Below are 15,651 nucleotides of genomic sequence, written 5' to 3' on the forward strand. Positions count from 1 at the left end.
ATACGAAAATTAGGAGCAAATAATTGCTCCTAATTTTTTGTTAAGCTGCTTTACGTCTCCATAATACATATGCAGAAGCAATACATAATACACCCATACCTACTTCTGTTGCTGCACTATGAGAAGATGCTCCTGTTTTTGGTAGACTGTTACCGTTTCCGATTTTTTTATTCTTAACCGGTTCGTTATCTACAACTACTTTTAGATTTTCATCTTTTGTTTCTTGTTGTACTTGGTCTTGTTCTTTCGGTTCTTCAGTAACTTCTTTTTCTACTACATTATTTTCTGGTTCAACGACCTTTTCTGGCTCTTCAATCGGTTTTGGCTTAATTACATCACCAACGTCTACATTAGACCAATCATAAATAGATTTTCCCATTTCCTTAAATTGAAGTAATGCTAAAAGAGCCTGTTCTGTAGCCATTCCGTTACCATTTTGATCACTTGGTAACCATTTAAATTCACCATTTGAAAGTTGATATGATAATAGGTTTTGTATTGCCTTATGAAGACGGTTTTGATCTACATCTTTAACAAGCGATAATCCAATAATTGCTTGCGCAGTACTATTTGAATTTTCTTGTCCATCAGCTGAAAAACCACCATTTTGCAGCTGTTCGTTATATAAATACGCAACAGCTTTTTGTATAGCTGGTTTCACATCTGATCGCTCTTGATAAGGAGCTAATGCTGATAAAACCATACCTGTTACATCAACGCTACTAGCACTATCTTTACTACCTGAACTATTATAAGTCCATCCACCGTCTGTATGCTGATTATTTAACAGTGCTTCCACTAGAGCAACTCTGTTCCATTTTGATTCAATTGGAATCTCATACTTCTTCGTATCAAATGCAAGTAAAGCAAATGCATAACCTGTAACAGAATTCACTTTATCGGACTCATACAATTTTTGAACTAAGTTATGTCCACCTACATTTTTAGGGTCTGCACTCATTGCATTCATCATAATAATTGTTCTAGCTAAATCTGTCGCTGAAAAACGGTTAATACGCTTTTCTACTTTTTCAGTTACTGACTTAACATAATTTAATTTTGCCTCAATTGGCACATTCTTTCCAGAACGAGAAAGCGCTACAGCTACCCAGTCACTTTCAATTCCATCTTGTAACATCTTATCTGATGTTTTAGAAATGGCTTCGTTTAATTGTGCACTTGGATCTTGAATGTTCTCTTGCTTTGGTTGTTCTGGTTTTTCATCATTTGTTTTTGTACCATCTGTTTTTTCTTGTTTTGAACCATCTGTCTTTGGCTCTTCTGGTTTTTCTTGTTTTGGATTATCCGTCTTTGGTTGTTCTGGTTTTTCTTGTTTTGGATCATCCGTCTTCGGTTCTTCTGGTTTTTCTTGTTTTGGATCATCCGTCTTTGGCTCTTCTGGTTTTTCTTGTTTTGGATCATCCGTCTTTGGTTCTTCTGTTTTACAAGTCCCGAACTTATCTAACGTTTCTTTCAATGTTTCCTGGCTCATATTGCTCCAGTCTGAAACAAAACGGAATACAACAACATCACCAGACTCTAATTTATAACTATCTGCCCCAACTTGTACAGATGTATCATTTACATCGTATGTCCAACCACTTGTAGCCCCGGCCATTAAGCCATCGATGCCTTTTACATATGTTCCAAACGACATCGTTTCAGATTCTACCTTGTCCCCCATGACCTTTTGCAGCAAACTTAAAGCTGTTTCCCCATCTTTAATTTGCTCTTCTTTCGGACATAACATAATGCCTTTTTGTGATTCCCCAATAATTGCAAGTTTTGCTGTATTTTCTTCAGCAAACGTAATATGTACTGTATTCGCAAAAGAAACAAATACAAGTGTCACTGCCATTAACGACGTAAGCAGCCACTTTTTCAACATTGCCATCCCAAAATTTCCTCCCTTACTACCATTTACACAAAAAAAGGCCCTTCAAGGGCGTGCGATTGACACTCTCTTTTTGTAAGTGTCGAACAAAAATGTACAACACCTCCTACCCGCATTATTCGCGGCTATATTTGTATAGGAAAAATAATTTTGTTTATGAACGTATCATTGTGATAACATTCACTTTTCTCGGCACAACTTACTTCCATTTAAGTTATCGTAAAACGATAAACCTATACATTCTGTAAATTTTAAATTTCTGTATTATTTTACTATTGACAAAGAATTTTGTCCATGCTTTATCGGATTTATTTTCTAAGAATAATAACTTATTAACTCTTAACTATGTAAACTCCTTTCACTAATAATGACGCCATCTTCATCCGCATAGACATATTCATTTGGATTCCAATCCACTTGTCCAAAGTGCAATGAAATATTCCGTTCTCCTTTTCCTTCTTTCACACTTCTATTTGGCATCGTTCCTAACGCTAAAATACCAATATTAATATTCTTTAGTTCACTAGAATCACGAACATACCCATTCACAATAATTCCTGCTAGCTTTCTTTCTTCCGCAATAGCTGCCAAATTATCACCGAGTAACGCACAGTTAGTAGACGCTCCGCCATCAACAACTAATACTGTTTCTTCTGGTAATGTTTGCAATCCTTCCTTCACTAGTACATTATCATCTTTCACTTTTACAGTTGCAATTTTTCCGTGGAATTGTTCTTTCTTCCCAAAAGATTGAAAAGACTGGCGACATATTTGTAATTCCTTTTCAAATTCATCACATAGATCTGTAGTTTTCCACATCTTGTTCCCTCTTTTCCTTTTTCTTTCTACATAACATATTCTGGGCTTATTTTCGTTTCCCTGTCTAATATTGCAATAATTTGTATGTACGGGAAAGGATACAAAAACTATTGCCTTAAGAAGCTACCTTTATTATAATCTATTCCACGGATTAAATTCAGAATATTAAAAATTAACCAAGTGAAGAAGGAGGGATTTTATGCAAATACAAACTGAGACAAAAAAACAATCTAGTAAACAAAAGTTTAAAATGCCTGATGCTTACGTACTACTATTTTTTATTGCCTTACTTTGCGCCATTGCTACGTATTTCGTTCCTGCTGGAGAATTTAAAAGGGTTACAAACGGGACCGTTACAACAACAATACCAGGTAGCTACCATTCTGTTCCGCAATCACCCGTAGGATTTGTTTCTTTTTTTACCGCTATTGAAAAAGGAATGACACTTGCTGCTCCTATTATCTTTCTAATTTTATTTACGGGCGGGGCTATTGCAATTCTTGAAAAAACAGGTGCCCTTGACGGTTTAATCTATCATGTTATTAACAAATTTCGTAATCAGCAATTACTTTTCATTTGTATAGTTGCCGCACTTTTTTCTATTCTTGGAACGACTGGCATTATCGTTAATTCAGTTATCGGTTTTATCCCCATCGGCATCATCGTTGCACGCACATTAAAATGGGACGCTATCGTCGGTGTAGCAATTATTTATTTAGGTACTTATGCTGGCTTTAATGCTACTATTTTATCTCCCTCACCTTTAGGTATTTCACAAAAGATTGCAGAACTTCCGATGTTTTCCGGAATTGGTTTACGCACCGCAATCTATATATCTTTTTTACTTGCCACTATCCTTTATATAAATTGGTATGTAAAGCGCTTGAAAAAATCGAATAAAGGAAGCATTCTTGGCGATAACTGGTTTCCAAGTAACGCTCTTTCAAGCGAAAAAGAAACAGAGAAAAAAGAAGTTCCTTGGACGATACGTCATAAATTAATTTTAATCGTTTCAGCTTTATCATTAATTGCATTTTTAATAGGCGCTTTTCGTCTACATTGGACGGACGCAGAAATGACTGCTACTTTTATTTTCATAGCAATTACAGCGGGAATAATAGGTGGTATGAAAGCAAACGATATCGCTTCTACTTTTCTAGCAGGTTGCCAAAATCTCATATACGGTGCTTTAATCGTTGGAATGGCTCGTTGTATTTCAGTCATTTTAGAACAAGGAAAATTGCTTGATACAATTGTTAACCAACTCGCACAAGCCCTCGAAGGACAAAGCCCTGTATTTGGTGTTATCGGCATGTATGTGAGTAGTGCCGCATTACATTTCCTTATTTCATCCGGGACAGGAGAATCGGTTATTTTTATTCCGATATTAGCTCCATTAGCTGATTTCATGCACATTACACGCCAAGTTACAGTACAGGCTGTTATGCTTGGAGAAGGTGTAGTCAACTGCTTAAATCCAACTTCCGGTGTTTTAATGGGCGTTCTCGCAGCAAGCGGCATTTCTTACGGCAAATGGATTCGATTCATGGCTCCACTTGCATTCATTTGGTTTATCATTGGACTTGTTTTTCTTATTGTTGGGGTGAATATTGAGTGGGGACCGTACTAAAATACCCATATATACTTAACTTGATAAAATATCTATCCTATTCTCCTCTTCAATCCTATAAAAATCATTTATTCTAGTAAACATATAAGAAGGGATTGATCATAATGATCAATCCCTTTTATCAAAATATAATACCTTTAAAAATCTTAGTTCCAAATTTTATTTACCCATTCAGGATGATCAATAAAAGGATTGCGGTTATGTTGATATTTTGTAAAAATCACTTCATTACGCTTTCGCTCTAAATCATCGACCGGGTCTTGTTCATTCCATTTTAATAAAACAGATAGTTTCCCCATGTATGCATCTTTATTGTTATTCACTTTTTCATTTAGTTCTAAATCTATTTCGCCGTTGTCCCCCTCGTAACGAACAGCCATATAAAACAGCATTCTAGCAATATCTCCTTTTACACTATCACGAGGTTCCCAAGAATCACTATCATATTTACATTCTGTCGCTTCAGAATGATTTACACCACCGTTATCAAAATCCAGATTTCCACGTGAACTATTTACAGATACATCCGTCGCTCTTAAATGATGTAGATCTGTTCCAGGTCCTGCAGTCGTTCCAAAGTCACCGTGAGATTTTGCCCAAACATGCTCACGGTTCCAGTTATTTACTCCTGATCCATTCGTAAGCTTCCCTTGCGAACGACCAGTATATAAGAGTATCACATTATTTTTATTATTTGGATCTTCATCAGTATCTCTTAGTGCTTCCCAAACCGCACTGTATGATAACTTTGTATGATTATCAATAATATTATGCAGTTCCTTCTTTAATTCTAAGCCCGTTTTTCCTATTGCGTTATTATAATATGTATCGTCATAACTTTTTACAATAATCTCTTGTGCTGATGCAGGAGCTACTTCACCGTGTATAGTATCTGTGAATGATAGAGATGCAGAACCTAAAATAAAAAATGAAGATAGTGTAATCATAGCAATCTTTGTATTTCGAAACTTCATATACCCATTCCCCTTTAAAATATAATTTGAAGCTATTAACTAAAAAGCGCTTTCTAACCCCCGAAACCTTTTAGAAACCCATACCCCTTTTCTGTTTATTTAATACAAGACTCTATCCAGTCTGTATCACTTCTAAACTTTTTGTTTATTCACATTCCAAACAATTTCACTTTTTACAAGGAATATCCTTCTCTTATAAAGATTATTAAAATATTCTTTACAATTTAAAAGTAGTTTAATATTAACTTATAAATTGTAATTTATTTATGCAATAATACATATTTGATAATTTGTTCAAAAGCATTTAAAGAAAACTGTGCTCAAATATATAAAATTTAATATAGAAATTAAAAATCCGATGCTAATATGAATTCTTTTCTCTACAAATAAAAAAAGAATGTGTCTCACACATCCCTTTTTTCATTCCCATTTGTAAAAGGATTCTATATCCCTTCAAGTCTCACTATTTATTTCGTTATCTCACCAAACTGCGCTCTCGTCACTTTCACCAAGTCATCAACTTTAAGCTCAATTTGTATACCGATTTTCCCGCCGCTTACTATCATCGTTTCAAGTGATTGGGCGCTTTCATCGATACATGTAGAAAATAGCTTTTTCATTCCGACTGGCGAACAACCACCGCGAATATATCCTGAAACTTTCGTAATATCTTTTACAAGAATCATTTCAATTTTCTTTTCACTTACTGCTTTTGCGGCAGCTTTTAAATTCAGTTCCTCATCTACCGGAATAATAAACACATGATAATTTTTACTATTTCCTTGAGCGATTAGCGTTTTATATACTTCTCTCACTTCTCGTCCAATTTTCTCGGCTACTGATACGCCATCAATTTTCCCATCATCTGGATCATATGACATCATCGAATATTCAATTTTTTCTTTATCTAATATTCGCATCGCATTTGTTTTATCTTTTTTCATAACGTTCTCCTTAAAAGGTTATTTCATATTATTAAGTTTTATTATACACCCTTTTCCATTTCTCCTACATAACTTCACGTATATTTCAAAACTAAAAATATTGATAATTCAAAAATCATCTGATATAATTTGGAAAAACTTACGTTAAGGAGAGATTTGCCATGCGAAATCTTAATACTTCTTTCCAACTTCATCATCAAACGTAACGCCGTGTATCCGAAGAAAAATTTTTCTTCGTGGGTACAGGGCTTTTCCTGTTGACCCACGAAGCGTTCATAAAGCTATGTGGGTATTTTTATACTCACATAGCTTTTTTTAATTTAAAAAGGAGTGATTATGATGGAAATGAGAAATGTAAAAGGAACGAAAGACTATTTACCAGAGGAGCAAGTGCTGCGAAATAAAATTAAAAGAGCATGTGAGGATACGTTTGAACGTTATGGCTGTAAACCGTTAGAGACACCAACGTTAAATATGTATGAGCTTATGTCATACAAGTACGGCGGTGGTGATGAAATATTAAAAGAAATATATACACTTCAAGATCAAGGAAAACGTGACCTTGCCTTACGATACGATTTGACAATTCCATTCGCAAAAGTCGTGGCGATGAATCCGAATATTCGCCTCCCTTTTAAACGGTATGAAATTGGGAAAGTATTTCGAGATGGCCCTATTAAACAAGGAAGATTTCGTGAATTTATACAATGCGACGTTGATATCTTCGGTGTTGAGTCTGTCATGGCAGAAGCTGAACTTATGAGCATGGCGTTTGAACTGTTCCGAACGTTAAACTTAGAAGTAACGATCCAATATAACAACCGAAAATTATTAAACGGTATTCTCGAGTCTATTAACATCCCTACTGAGTTAACGAGTGACGTCATTTTGTCATTAGATAAAATCGAAAAGATTGGGATTGATGGTGTACGAAAAGATGTATTAGAGCGCGGGATTTCTGAAGAAATGGCTGATACGATATGTAATACCGTATTATCTTGTCTAAAGCTTACTATCGCTGACTTTAAAGAAGCTTTCAATAATCCACTCGTTGCCGATGGAGTAAACGAATTACAACAATTACAGCAATATTTAATCGCCCTTGGAATAAATGAAAATACGATATTTAATCCGTTTTTAGCGCGAGGACTCACAATGTATACTGGCACCGTATATGAAATCTTTTTAAAAGATGGATCGATTACATCCAGCATCGGTAGCGGCGGCCGTTACGATAACATTATTGGAGCATTCCGTAGTGATAATATGAACTATCCAACAGTCGGTATTTCATTCGGTTTAGACGTTATTTATACAGCACTATCGCAGAAAGAAACAACCCCATCTACAGCGGATCTATTTATCATCCCACTCGGGACAGAGTTACAATGCTTACAAATTGCCCAGCAATTACGCACCACTACTTCATTAAAAATCGAACTAGAACTAGCAGGACGCAAATTAAAACGTGCCCTTAATTATGCCAATAAAGAAAACATCCCTTATGTGCTTATTATTGGGGAAGAAGAACTTAGTACAGACACCGTTATGCTGCGGAATATGAAGGAAGGTAGTGAGGTGAAAGTCTCCCTTTCTTCTTTAAGTAGTTATTTATAATACGAACCACCCTCGTTTGGGTGGTTTTTCTATTTTAAAGATAACGAAACCATTAGTTAACATAAAATAATTATATTCTACTAAAAACCATAAGTATTTAATATCCAATCACCTATTAATTTTGGTAATATATAGATATGAATGATTTTAGGAGGATTTACTTTGAAAACCTACATACAAGCACTAAAGTGGACCACAGGGATCTCTCATCTTTTATTACTTCCTTGTTATTATTTATTTCAGGAACTTGTTAACTTAGATGGGATACTTTTACTACTATTGATTGCTTTACATATCACTACTTTTTTATTAGCTAAAAAAGAAGACATGAATACGTGCCCTCATTATATCGGTATTATCGTTACTCTAGTTGCCTTTTCCCCTTATATAGACCTCGTTCTACATATGATAGCAGCCATTTTACTTTTATTAGATGCGGTTTCTACGAATACAAAAGAAGTGTATAATTCATAGCTGGGTAAAATAAAACTTCAATTCATAGAGTTTTGAAATAGGTCAGCAAAAAGGATTTACTTTTTAAGTAAACCTTTTTTCATTTTTAATTACTTTCCTTACTCCAGGCTAATAAAAGAATATTCTGTTTAATCTTTATAAATTTCTAAATATTTATAATACATTTAAATTAACATACATTTTAGTTATGAAAAAAATCTAAGTTTTAAGGAGATGAATCCATGCTTAAAAAGTTGATAGCAGGTGCATTATTAACTGTTTCATCGTTAACTGGAGGAGTGGGATTAGTATCAGCTAGTACCGAAAAGGATTATTCGATTACCTCTTTTGAATATGTAACTGTAGATGAAAAGACTGTAGATTCGTTTAACAAATTGAGTGCGCCATTAAAGGAAGACATAAAAATAACGTTAGTACTACCGAAACAAAATCAAAATGGAGACTGGTTATCTTATGGATTTTCGAGCAAAGAAAGTTTAAAGTCTTTTATTGAAAAAGATAAACAAAGATTGAATAATACAATTACTCCCCTTGGGGTTGGCGGGAGCGGACCTAATAGTACAGACTTCTATGAACATGCAAATAAAGGTGGCGAGTATTTTTCTCATAGCAGCGGTTTTAAAAATTTGCCTCCTAGTTGGCAAAATAGAATTTCTTCCATAAGTACAGCATCCCCTACTGCTAGCTATTCAACAACGCTATGGGAACATACTTCAACTGAAGGATATGGAAAAGGTGTTGTTTTTAAACACGCTGATTGGTATGGCAAAACTGTAAACTTGAATGACTTCGCAATTTCAGCAGTTGATGTTAAAAAGTAAAAAACATGAAAATAAAAGGTGTCTTCACATATGGAAAACACCTTTTATTTCTACAACTATTTCACATATCTCGTCTATACCAATTTCAACTCTTAATTATTATTTTTCGTATTCCTACTCTCCAAGACTTTCTCCATATTATGGGTTGCCCATTCCATCATTAATAGAATTACTGGACGAAGAGATTCCCCAAGCTCAGTTAATGAATATTCTACTTTTGGCGGCACTTCACGGTATACTTCGCGATGTATGATGCCATCTGCTTCAAGTTCTCTAAGCTGAAGTGTTAACATTCTTTGTGTGATATTAGGTTTTAATCTTTTTAATTCATTAAACCTCTTTTTCCCATCTAATAAATGATACAAAATAACACCTTTCCATTTTCCACCAATAACCTCAACCATCGCTTCAACTGGACAAGAATATTTGTTTAAAAATGGGTAATTTATATTATTTTCGTTTGGACAATCCATAATAAATCCCTTCCCTTATCAATAGTATCTTTTTTGATACTATACCACATAAATGTGCGTACTTGTATCTATGTTACTTTAAAAATATAATTTACTTACAAAAACAAATTTATGAAAAGAGGAACTTTTATGACAAATACAAACGAAATTACAAAAGAAAAGATTATGGAGGCTTTTCATTTCAGACATGCATGTAAAGAGTTCGATCCTATGCACAAAATTTCAGAAGAGGATTTTAAATTCATTTTAGAAACAGGCAGATTATCTCCTTCTTCTTTTGGATATGAACCTTGGAAATTTATTGTCGTACAAAATAAAGAATTAAGAGAAAAACTACAACCATATTCATGGGGCGCTGGTGGGCAACTTGCAACAGCAAGCCACTTCGTCATTGTTCTTTCAAGAAACATTAAAGATATGCACTATGATGCAGAGTATATTAAATATATGATGAACGATATTATTGGATTGCCTGAAGACACTCAAAAAATTAGATATGAATTCTTCAAAAAGTTCCAGGAATCAGATTTTAACTTATTACAATCCGATCGTGCTGTATTTGATTGGGCATCTAAACAAACTTATATTGCTTTAGGTAATATGATGACGAGCGCAGCTCAAATCGGTATTGATTCTTGTCCAATAGAAGGATTTGATAAAGAGGAAGTAGATACTTTACTTCGTCAAGAAGGCATTATACAAGGCGATAATCTTGAAGTATCAGTTATGGTTGCCTTTGGTTACCGTAAAGAAGAGCCAAAGCGTGATAAAACAAGACAGACTATGGATACAATTGTTGAATGGATTAAGTAATATAGCACAGACAAATAATGCTCCTAATAGCTGGATACTTATACTAAAGAACTATCAGTCGTTTTTCTTATGTATGAATTTGGTTTTTCATGGAAAGATATATTAGTATGTATACAGTTTGAGCGCTCTATTTTTAGAGTCGAACAGAAGGAGAATGAATATGTCTGATATTGAAGTTGGCGAAGTGTTTACTCTTAGTGATGAGAATAACGAAGAGCAAGAAGTAGAAGTACTTGGAGTGATGGATGTCGAAGGCGCAGAGTATATTGCAGTTGCCTTTGTTGAAGATATCCAAACAGAAACTGAGGAAGACATTGATATTTTCTTTTTAAAAGTAGAAGAAGATAATGAGTTTTCATACATTGAAAATGATGAAGAGTTTGATAAAGTATCTGCTGCGTTTGAAAAGATTTTGGATGAGCAAGAGCAAGAATAGTATGAATGAAAAACACGAGAGCGGATGCATATCCGCCCTCTTTTTATTTATTACTCATCCAGAGACTCACGCAGTAATTGCAGTACATCTTTCATCGCAAAAGGTCCACCTTTTTTAACATGCTCCGCAAATTCTGAAACGAGACGTAATGTTCTCACACTTTCGATTGGATGCTCTCCTGATGCACTTTCAGCTGAAAGCATAACTGCATTCGTCCCGTCCAGTACAGCTTGAAACACATCAGTCACCTCTGCCCTTGTTGGAATAGAATGATCTACCATAGATTGAAGCATTTGTGTTGCTGTAATGACATATGTATTCGTTCGATTACATTCCTGAATCATCATTTTCTGTAAAAGCGGAATGCATTGATACGGTAACTCTACTCCTAAATCGCCCCTTGCAATCATAATTCCATCTGCTTCTTTACATATATCTTGAAAATTCTCGATTGCTTCCATCGTTTCTATTTTTGCAATTACATTAGTTGACGTTTCTTTATACTGTTGTATAAAATCTCGTATTTCTTTTATATGACTAGGTTTTCTTACGAAAGAACACGCGATAAAATCAACATTCTCTTCTAAAAGAAACTGAATATCTTTTTTATCTTTCTCTGTAATAGCTGGTAAACTAACAGCCGCACCTGGTAAATTAACTCCTTTATGGGATGAGATATTGCCACCTGTTTTGACCTTTGTTTCTATTTTGTCCGTACTTATCTTTTCAACAATTAATTCAACTTCTCCATCATTAATCAAAATTCTACTGTCTACTTTCACATCATTCGCAATTCCTTCATAATCAACGCTTGCTTCTATATTACTCCCTGTAACTAGTTGTGTATGTAAAATAAAAGGATCTCCTGCCTGAAGTGTAATTTGCTCTCCCTTCACTTCACCTAATCTTATTTTAGGACCTTGTACATCACCCAAAAATTTAATAGAGTCATCTAATGATTTCACTAAACGAATGATGTCTTTATGACTTTCATGCGTGCCATGCGATAAATTTAGTCGAACAATTTTCATACCATTCTTTATTAACTGTGCTAACGTTTCTTTATTATTACTTGCGGGTCCAATTGTACAAATTCGATCAATTGTCATTTTTGTCACCATCCTTTTTTTAATACGTTTCCCATATGAACTTAAAAATAACAGAGATTATGACATGAATAGATTTAAATTTACACGAAATTCATAAGGTTAAACCTGTATTCCTTGCTGGCTAAGCATTAGAAGATATATTCGCTTTTTTCCAAATGAAGATATGTTGAATTGAAAATAAAAGAAAAGTTAAGTATGGGATAAAACATTGAGAGTTTCGAAATTTTCATATATTGTATGAATTGAGTTCGAACTCAAAAATTTTAAAAGGCGGGAAAATTAGTGAATATGAAAAAATCTTTATCGGTGACAACTTTAGGGTTAGCGGTTTTAGGTTTTGGTTTTACTAATAACGCAAGTGCTTCAGAGGTCGATACTGTAGACAAGCAGCCCATTTTAGTTGACTTTGATACAATTCAATCAACAAAAACATCTATTGTTCCTAGTTTGACTGTTGCAGCTGCACCTAAGAATGACTCTAACATTAGCGTATATACTCCCTTTTTTGGTAACCCATATGCAGTTGCGAAATCGAAATCAACTACGACCGAAGACTATGTTTATGCAAAAGCAAGAACTTTCAATGGCGATGGCTCATTAGTAAATACGAAAAGTAATAGTGCAAAAAAATCATCCTTTGTAAGTGCTACAGCGACCAACACAAGCATTTATTATGGAGATGATTACGCTATCGGTAATCATACCTATAAATTAAGTGGTTATAATGATGTGAATCACGAAACAAAAGCTTTCTCTAATATTTTACATATATTGAGGTGCTATTTATGAAACAAATATATATTATTAGCGGTGTTTTACTTATTTCATTACTTACAATTTATATTTTGTTCAATACTTCAATCATACAACCTCATCCACCTTCCATAGAAAATAAACGAGAGCAACAAACCAATACTATTTCTTACGGATTGAAGGATAATCAAGGTCAACATATTAACAATGGTAGTACCATTACTAGTGAGGATAATAGAGTTAATGTAACATTATCATTCGTACATACTATTAATGAAAACCGAAAATATGGATTAATTGTTCTAGAAGATTACGTACAAAAACCTTTTAAAATAGAAGATACTACTAATGAAATATCACACTATTTTTTTGATATGAAACCAAACAGTTCAATTACTACGAAAATCTCTTTACACACCTCTCCTAATGCAAATGAATTAACCTTTTTAATAATTAAAAAACCTGAATACAAATTAAAAGATAATAACTTAAATAAAGCAGCTATTTTAGAAGATATTCTAAGTATGCGATATTCAATGCATCCTCTTCAGAAAGAAAACGAAAAAATAAAATTCTCCCTTATAGATCCAAATGCTATTTTAAAAGATGGTCTTTACGAACCATTATTTGTTACTAACCGTGAAGAGAACTTACAAACTGTCTTCTTTGAAAAGGAAGGCAAGCAATTAATTTTATCAAGCGGTAATGAAACAAATGATGAAATGACTTACGCAATCGTGGCTTTTAAAGATTGGAAACAAGTTGAAATATTTAACAATAGAAAAGTCGTTTATACTAAGGTTGCACCTGAAACAAGACAAATCTTTAATTTCACATTGCCTTCAGTGGATCAGGAAAGTAATTTTCAACTCGTTGCTTTTCCATTTCCTTTTAAAGTTAGCGAAGAAGATTATATCAGTCAACAAGCATTCAGTTCCTTTCGCATCGTAATTGAAAATGAAAATAAATAAGTTATACTGTGCACATTACAACAACCTAAAAAAGGCCTACTCACACGAGTAGGCTTTTGAAACTATGAAAGTTTCGTCAATAACTGATTTAAATCTTTTTTCGTTTTCGTCGTTAATGATTTCATTTTATTAATATCGATTTTTTCTTTCTCCGCTCCTACAATTAACGGATACATGCTTTGACCGATTGTTTTAGAATCCGTCGGATGTGATGCTTCTAGCTCTTTTTCAATCACGTCCCACTTTTCATTAATTTGTTTGCCAAGCTTATTCACTGTTTCCAATTTTGGATTAGCAGCTAACTGCTTGTCCAAGCTATCAATTAATGCCACAACTTCTTTAACGTTCGTTTTCACAGCAACACTTTTCTTCGGATCTTTCGTTGTCTTTTCGTTATTGTTTGTGTTTGTGTTTGAGCTTGTACTTGTGCTTTGATCTGCTGTTTTCCCGCTAGTCGTTTGGTCATTCGTTTTTCCTGTCGTTTCTTTTTCTTTTGTTTTCACATTCTCATTTTGAGTTGATGTTTTACCGTTACTTTCTGTTCCTGATGATTCTTTCGTATTTTTTGCATCTTTATCTGTTTTTTCATTTGAAGAAGTATTTGTTTCTTTTTCAGTATCTTTCGTTGTTTTGGACGCTTCATCTGCACTTGTCGTTTTTGCTTCTCCTTCATTTTGCGCTGTTACTTGCTCTTTCTTTTCTGCCTCTTTATCTGCTGATGGACTACAAGCTGCCATAGTAAGCATTGTACCAATTGTTATCGATGCGATAGCGACCTTTTTCATTTTCATATAAATCCCCCTATGTTTACTTTATTTATCCTCCCCTTTACGATTCGATTCCCCCTTAAAAAATCCCTTTTCATACGAATTACCATCTTTCCGACAGTAATCTTCATAATAATACGTACAAAAACTGATAAATCAATTCGAATATTCGAGTTTCTTCTACTTCATTTTTCTTCTCTCTAACAAAAGAAAAAGAGTATATTGTCACATTAAGAATTACTATCTTCATATGACGATATACTCTTCTATCAAATTTTTATCTTTCTTGACATTTTATTTATACAAAAAAATAAAATTTTCTTTCGTTTTTTGTTTCTCAACATTTGTTAACATAATATTTTTATGAATAACCACCATTCGAGTGAATGACTTGCCCAGTAACCCATTTCGCTTCTTCACTTACTAAAAAAGAAATTAAGCGCGCAGCATCCATTGTTTCTCCAACTCTACCTTGCGGGAACTTCCATACTAAATGATGCTTCAGCTCCTCTGTAATCCATCCTGTATTCGTCGGTCCTGGATCTACAGCATTCACTGTAATCCCCTTCTCCATCGCAACTGGTGCTACTGACTTTGTAAATGCTTCAATTGCCCCTTTCGTTGCTGCATATGCTAGTTCATCTGGCATTGGACCTACTGACTGTCCTGAAGTAAGATTAATAATACTCCCGCCCGTTTTAAGTGAATAATGTTTTATAAACAATGAGCTTAATAACATAGTAGCCCGAACATTAACTGTATAATGTTTATCCAACTGCTCTACATCTAATTCCTCAATTCTCGTATGAATAGAATATACTGCATTATTAACTAGAATAGATGGATCACCTAACCGTTCTGATACCATATAAAACAAACGATTTGGCGAATAAGACTGCGATAAATTGATTTCTGCCATTTCACATCGAACATCGTAACTTTCAATTTCCTCTTTCAGCAAAAAGGGTTCTTGATCACTCATTCCCCATGGCATCGCTTTATCATACTTTGGCCAGTACGTGAAAAAAATGTCTATCCCCTTTTGAGCAAGCACCTTGCATACAGCTGCACCAATTCCATTCAGACGAGTTGCCCCTGTTACAATTGCTATTTTCTTCACCCTTTTCTCCTCCATCTATACACAGATCCCCTGCAT

Annotated in this window: 16 protein-coding genes; 8 read left to right on the forward strand and 8 right to left on the reverse strand. The window is 34.2% G+C overall.

Annotated features, from left to right (window positions below; all coding sequences use genetic code 11):
* Positions 1-40: 40 nt before the first annotated feature.
* Both AXW78_RS15675 and rraA read right to left on the reverse strand, forming a co-directional pair.
* Positions 41-1,894 (reverse strand): DUF4430 domain-containing protein, encoded by a 1,854-nt coding sequence (locus AXW78_RS15675; protein ID WP_061884405.1) that lies wholly within the window; start codon positions 1,892-1,894, stop codon positions 41-43.
* A 339-nt stretch (positions 1,895-2,233) separates the two neighbouring features.
* Entirely contained in the window at positions 2,234-2,713 is a 480-nt protein-coding gene (gene rraA, locus AXW78_RS15680) for a ribonuclease E activity regulator RraA (RefSeq protein ID WP_061884406.1), read from the reverse strand.
* 199 nt (positions 2,714-2,912) lie between these two features.
* Here rraA and AXW78_RS15685 point away from each other — a divergent pair, with 199 nt between their 5' ends.
* Positions 2,913-4,343 (forward strand): YfcC family protein, encoded by a 1,431-nt coding sequence (locus AXW78_RS15685; RefSeq protein ID WP_061884407.1) that lies wholly within the window; start codon positions 2,913-2,915, stop codon positions 4,341-4,343.
* Between the two features lie 146 nt (positions 4,344-4,489).
* On the opposite strand, the gene AXW78_RS15690 is transcribed toward AXW78_RS15685, so the two are convergent.
* Positions 4,490-5,317 (reverse strand): endonuclease I family protein, encoded by an 828-nt coding sequence (locus AXW78_RS15690; protein WP_000672179.1) that lies wholly within the window; start codon positions 5,315-5,317, stop codon positions 4,490-4,492.
* Between the two features lie 467 nt (positions 5,318-5,784).
* Complete coding sequence (ybaK, locus tag AXW78_RS15695; protein ID WP_061884408.1) at positions 5,785-6,261, reverse strand: Cys-tRNA(Pro) deacylase; 477 nt, start codon at positions 6,259-6,261, stop codon at positions 5,785-5,787.
* Positions 6,262-6,600: 339 nt separating this feature from the next.
* On the opposite strand from ybaK, the gene AXW78_RS15700 reads away from it, so the two are divergent.
* The 3 genes from AXW78_RS15700 (at position 6,601) to AXW78_RS15710 (ending at position 9,173) form a co-directional block, all read left to right on the forward strand.
* Entirely contained in the window at positions 6,601-7,878 is a 1,278-nt protein-coding gene (locus AXW78_RS15700; RefSeq protein WP_061884409.1) for a histidine--tRNA ligase, read from the forward strand.
* A 162-nt stretch (positions 7,879-8,040) separates the two neighbouring features.
* A complete protein-coding gene (locus AXW78_RS15705) occupies positions 8,041-8,352 on the forward strand; it encodes a hypothetical protein (RefSeq protein WP_061884410.1) in 312 nt (103 codons plus the stop codon).
* A gap of 221 nt (positions 8,353-8,573) precedes the next feature.
* Complete coding sequence (locus AXW78_RS15710) at positions 8,574-9,173, forward strand: hypothetical protein (protein ID WP_000914247.1); 600 nt, start codon at positions 8,574-8,576, stop codon at positions 9,171-9,173.
* Positions 9,174-9,265: 92 nt separating this feature from the next.
* On the opposite strand, the gene AXW78_RS15715 is transcribed toward AXW78_RS15710, so the two are convergent.
* Positions 9,266-9,646, reverse strand: coding sequence for a winged helix-turn-helix transcriptional regulator (locus AXW78_RS15715; protein ID WP_000340573.1), 381 nt, complete (start codon positions 9,644-9,646; stop codon positions 9,266-9,268).
* A gap of 129 nt (positions 9,647-9,775) precedes the next feature.
* Between AXW78_RS15715 and AXW78_RS15720 the strand changes: the two genes are divergently transcribed.
* Both AXW78_RS15720 and AXW78_RS15725 read left to right on the forward strand, forming a co-directional pair.
* Positions 9,776-10,459 carry an NAD(P)H-dependent oxidoreductase gene (locus tag AXW78_RS15720; RefSeq protein ID WP_000185710.1) on the forward strand — a complete coding sequence of 228 codons (684 nt, stop codon included), beginning with the start codon at positions 9,776-9,778 and terminating at the stop codon, positions 10,457-10,459.
* Between the two features lie 154 nt (positions 10,460-10,613).
* Positions 10,614-10,895, forward strand: a complete 282-nt coding sequence (locus AXW78_RS15725) for a DUF1292 domain-containing protein (RefSeq protein WP_003301955.1) — start codon at positions 10,614-10,616, stop codon at positions 10,893-10,895.
* 50 nt (positions 10,896-10,945) lie between these two features.
* On the opposite strand, the gene AXW78_RS15730 is transcribed toward AXW78_RS15725, so the two are convergent.
* Entirely contained in the window at positions 10,946-12,004 is a 1,059-nt protein-coding gene (locus tag AXW78_RS15730; RefSeq protein ID WP_061884411.1) for a pyruvate kinase, read from the reverse strand.
* 282 nt (positions 12,005-12,286) lie between these two features.
* Here AXW78_RS15730 and AXW78_RS15735 point away from each other — a divergent pair, with 282 nt between their 5' ends.
* Positions 12,287-12,793: a hypothetical protein gene (locus AXW78_RS15735; protein WP_061884412.1), complete on the forward strand. Its 507-nt coding sequence runs from the start codon at positions 12,287-12,289 to the stop codon at positions 12,791-12,793.
* Positions 12,790-13,728, forward strand: coding sequence for a hypothetical protein (locus tag AXW78_RS15740; protein WP_061884413.1), 939 nt, complete (start codon positions 12,790-12,792; stop codon positions 13,726-13,728). The genes AXW78_RS15735 and AXW78_RS15740 overlap by 4 nt, the downstream gene beginning before the upstream one ends.
* Before the next feature lie 62 nt (positions 13,729-13,790).
* Here the strand turns inward: AXW78_RS15740 and AXW78_RS15745 are convergent, their stop codons facing one another.
* Complete coding sequence (locus AXW78_RS15745; RefSeq protein ID WP_000782526.1) at positions 13,791-14,519, reverse strand: hypothetical protein; 729 nt, start codon at positions 14,517-14,519, stop codon at positions 13,791-13,793.
* 337 nt (positions 14,520-14,856) lie between these two features.
* The gene (locus AXW78_RS15750) at positions 14,857-15,615 is read right to left on the reverse strand and encodes an SDR family oxidoreductase (protein WP_002164101.1); all 759 of its coding nucleotides are present in this window, start codon (positions 15,613-15,615) and stop codon (positions 14,857-14,859) included.
* Between the last annotated feature and the right edge of the window lie 36 nt (positions 15,616-15,651).

The sequence above is a fragment of the Bacillus thuringiensis genome (assembly GCF_001595725.1).
Lineage (GTDB): Bacteria > Bacillota > Bacilli > Bacillales > Bacillaceae_G > Bacillus_A > Bacillus_A thuringiensis_K.